The sequence below is a fragment of the Mycobacterium sp. genome (genome assembly GCF_035697385.1).
In the GTDB taxonomy this organism is placed as follows: domain Bacteria; phylum Actinomycetota; class Actinomycetes; order Mycobacteriales; family Mycobacteriaceae; genus Mycobacterium.
This window is the reverse complement of sequence record NZ_DASSCY010000145.1, coordinates 1-3,738: the sequence shown is the minus strand read 5'-3', so window position 1 is coordinate 3,738 and position 3,738 is coordinate 1. Positions and strand designations below refer to the sequence as shown.

The following is a 3,738-nucleotide window of genomic DNA, read 5'->3' as shown; positions in this document are numbered from 1 at the left end:
TCCTGGGAGGACTGACGAACCACCGATGGTGCAGGCGATCAAGCGCGACGAGGTCTTCATTGAGCCGGAGGGCATCCACGTCGAGACCCATCAGCCCGAGCGGCGCTCGCGCAAGCCGCCATTGCTCCTGGTCCATGGTGCCCTCACCGGGTCGTGGCTGTGGACCGAGTTCGCGGCCTTCCTGGCGGAGCGCGGCTGGGAGGCGCACGCGGTCAACCTGCGCGGCCACTTCACCAGCGACATGGCCGATCTGTCCGAGACGTCGATGCGCGACTATGCCGATGACGTCGGCGTCGCGATGCGCCATCTCGGCCGACCGGCCGTGATCATCGGCTGGGGGATCGGTGCGCTGGCGGGCCTCATGTATGCCGAGCGGAATCCCGTCCTGGGGATGGTGCTGCTCGCGCCGTCGCCACCGGCGGCTGCGCTTCCGAGGCGTCCGGACGAGCACGAGCTGAAGGCCGTGCCGGCGGTCTACGACGCCGCGTGGTGGGGCTGGACCGGCTCACGCGAGGAGCTGCGTGAGCGGATGCCCGACATGGACGACCAGGACATCGAGAAGATGACGGAGCTGCTGGACGGTGCCCGCGAGTCGGGCCTGGCTCGCCGGGAGCGGATGCTCGGCATCCCGATCGACCCGTCCGGACTGATGGACACGCCCAGCCTGGTCATCGGCGCCGGCATGGACGACGTCATCCATCCGACCGAGGCGCGCCGCACGGCCGATCTGCTGGGCGCCGGATACGAGTACTTCCCGTCGGCCACGCACTTCGGGCTGGTGATGGGGGAGCACACCTGGCCGGAGGTCGCGCAGAGCGTCCTCGGCTGGCTCGAGGAGCGTCGCCACGCCATGGCCGCAGCCGCGTTGCCGGTCGGGGCGCGACGCTAGGCTTCCTGCACGTCCGGGCCTTCCGGCGCGAATCGACCGACGAATCGGCCCGTCGGGGGTTTGATCCGTTCGGAGGCTCTTGGTATCCTCTGAGCACGTCTTCGGACGACGGTGCCGCATTCGTCTAGAGGCCTAGGACACCGCCCTCTCAAGGCGGAGATCACCGGTTCGAATCCGGTATGCGGTACCAGCACTCATCTGCGGGCCCGATCTGATGTCAGGTCGGGCTATCTTCTTGGCCGCCACCAGACGCGCGTCCGCGGATGCATGACGCCGGCATTGGCGGATCGCGCCGCGAGCCCGGCCGAGGCGTTTGCTTCGGGCCGGGCTAGCCGCCGGTTCGTTATCGGTCGTCCGGATTCCGTCACTGTCCGGGCAGGTACCACCCCGAGCCGGTGCCGGTCGCGTAGCCGTCCGCCGTGACCGACACGGTGGCGGTGTGCGGGCGGCCGAAGTCGTAGACAGCGTCAATGACGCTGTTATTCCCGACGTCGAACGAGATGACGATGGGATCGTAGGCCGCACCGCGGATCAGGGGGGCCGTCGAGCGGAAGATCCAGGTAGTGACCATGGACGGGTCAGAAACGGTGGGATCTCCGACGAGCTCCCACGCGCTGTTCCCGAGAGAACCGTACTGCCCGACCGGGATCCATGAGAAGAATCGGTCCTGAGGCGTCATCGTCATGGTGACAGTGGCGACCGCGGCGTTGCCAGCGCCGGTACCGGACAGGGAGACCGGCACCGTGACCGTCAACACTTCATCGCCGACCGCCTGGGTGATCGGCACGGTCGTCCGCGCTGCGTAGGTTGTCGCGTGTGAGAAGGGGCCCACCCACTTGTGCCAGCTCGGGTCGGGAGGCGTCAGGTCACGCGCGACAGTGCCGAACGGCGACGCCTCGAACGTGACCGTCCCCACATTGGCAGCGGTCAGCTGCTGCAGCGCATTGGCGAGAGAGACGCACTGTCCCTGGTTGTTGAACAGCGTGCCGAAGTTCGCCCAGCCGTTGGTCATGCAGTCGGCCTTGGTCAGCGAAACGGTCTCAAGCCGGAAGAAGGCATCCGAGCCACTGTCGGTGCCGTTCCAGATGGCCTTGTTCACGAACTCGAGCGAATGCGATCCGGGGCCGACGTAGAAGGCGCCCTGGCTGAACGTCGTGTCGGTCATCGAGATGTCGGCGCGGGCAATGGCCGACAGGTAGAAGCGGGCCGGGCACGTGCGCAGCTCTGCAGGGATCTCGGAGGTGCTACCGATGAGCACGCCGTTGTCGAAGACGGAGAACTCATCGCCGTGGCAGAACGAATCGGTGACGGTCACCTTCGTCAGCTTGGTGCTCTCGAAGAGGTAAGGCCCGTCGACTGAGCCGCCACCCACGCCGCCTTCGGTCGTGAACTGCTGCCATCCAGCGTCGACGATCGTGCTCGTGGTCGCGCTTGCCGTCGTTGCCGAGGCAACCACCAGCAGGGCGAGCGAGGCGAGCACTGCCAGCAGTCGCATCAGCATGGCTGGCTGTGGGGTCTCCCACGGGTGAGCCGCGGCTCGCGCCTCGCGTTGTCGGTTCTTGCCCGTCGGGTTGTCCGGCTGGGCGGTGGATAACGTGAACATCGGTGCCTCTTGTATCGGTCGGCTGGCAGCGAAACCGGCCAGGTTCTGGCAAGGTCGCTAAATAGAGCGAAGGTGGGTTTTAGATCCCCACGTTCCAGCCTCGGAGGTGGGCGCGTATGTTCACCGGAACCCACATGAATGGCCCGTGAACAGCCCGGAATTCGCCGTGCGGTCCCACATCGCCTCGCAGAGGCGCTGGCCGGGCGGCGTACGATGCCCCTTGCCCATGGCGGACACAAGGCAAGCAACTGCGACGGCCGGCGATCGGTACCTCTTGTTGGCCGACATCTCTGGGTATACGGCGTTCATGGCCAGCGTCGAGCGCGCCCATGGCGTTGACTTCAGCGCAGGGATCCCCGCGGGATTCGCCGTCCTTGGCGAGCTACTCGACGCCGTTATCGAGGGGGTCGAGCCTGACTTCGAAGTCGCCAAGCTCGAAGGGGACGCTGTGTTTGCCAGCGCGCCCGTAGCATCCCTGGACGGCAGGGGTACCGAAGTCCTCGGCCGCCTCATGGACCTGTACGAGGCGTTTCGCTCGCGGCGTGAGCAGCAGGCGCGAAGCGCGCGAGATCACGTCTGCACGGCGTGCCCGGTCGTCGGGAGTCTCGACCTCAAGATGGTCCTCCATCGAGGCCAGGCTGTCCGACAAACGGTCGGATCGCAGACCGAGCTGCTGGGTCCTGCCGTGAACGTTGTCCATCGGCTGTTGAAGAACAGCGTTCAAACCCGCCTTGGCTACCGACCGTACGTGTTCCTCACCGACGCCGCCGCGAATGGACTGTGTCTGACGGAATTGGGCGTCGAGCATCGAGAGGAGTACCCAGACGTCGGGTCGATTTCCGGCCGCGCCGTGAAGCTCGGCGCGGACTAGGGACTCACGTCAAATGATCGTCCGACGCATCGGGCTCGTGTGGCCGTGCGATCGGGAGCTCCCATCCGCGCCGCAGCGCCATGAGGCGGAGTCCGAAGCAGAGGGCCGCGCCGATGACGGCGACCGGAACCACCCGAATTTCGAGCACCTGCCCGATGACGACGACGCTGGCACCGGCGAGGGCGGCCACGGCGTAGAGCTCGGCGCGCAGGACCGTCGGGACCTGTCCGACCAGGACGTCGCGCAGCATCCCGCCGCCGATCCCGGTCACCATGCCGAGCAGGACGGCCGCGATCGGCTGAGCGCCGAAGGCGAGCGCCTTGAGCGTGCCCGATACGGCGAAGACGGCGAGCCCGAGAGCGTCGAAGATGAGCA

4 protein-coding genes and 1 tRNA gene are annotated in these 3,738 nt (G+C 66.9%); 3 read left to right on the top strand and 2 right to left on the bottom strand.

The annotated features are described in order from the left end of the window. Both VFH65_RS12225 and VFH65_RS12220 read left to right on the top strand, forming a co-directional pair. The coding region (locus tag VFH65_RS12225; RefSeq protein ID WP_353321767.1) for an alpha/beta hydrolase at positions 1–889 on the top strand (889 nt) is incomplete at its 5' end. Positions 890–1,002: 113 nt separating this feature from the next. Further along, positions 1,003–1,079: transfer RNA gene (locus VFH65_RS12220), tRNA-Glu, on the top strand. A gap of 174 nt (positions 1,080–1,253) precedes the next feature. Here the strand turns inward: VFH65_RS12220 and VFH65_RS12215 are convergent. Further along, the gene (locus VFH65_RS12215) at positions 1,254–2,492 is read right to left on the bottom strand and encodes a hypothetical protein (protein ID WP_353321765.1); all 1,239 of its coding nucleotides are present in this window, start codon (positions 2,490–2,492) and stop codon (positions 1,254–1,256) included. Positions 2,493–2,718: 226 nt separating this feature from the next. Between VFH65_RS12215 and VFH65_RS12210 the strand changes: the two genes are divergently transcribed. After that, positions 2,719–3,363 carry a DUF2652 domain-containing protein gene (locus VFH65_RS12210; protein WP_353321763.1) on the top strand — a complete coding sequence of 215 codons (645 nt, stop codon included), beginning with the start codon at positions 2,719–2,721 and terminating at the stop codon, positions 3,361–3,363. 4 nt (positions 3,364–3,367) lie between these two features. Here VFH65_RS12210 and VFH65_RS12205 read toward each other — a convergent pair. Then, the coding region (locus tag VFH65_RS12205; protein WP_353321761.1) for a trimeric intracellular cation channel family protein at positions 3,368–3,738 on the bottom strand (371 nt) is incomplete at its 5' end.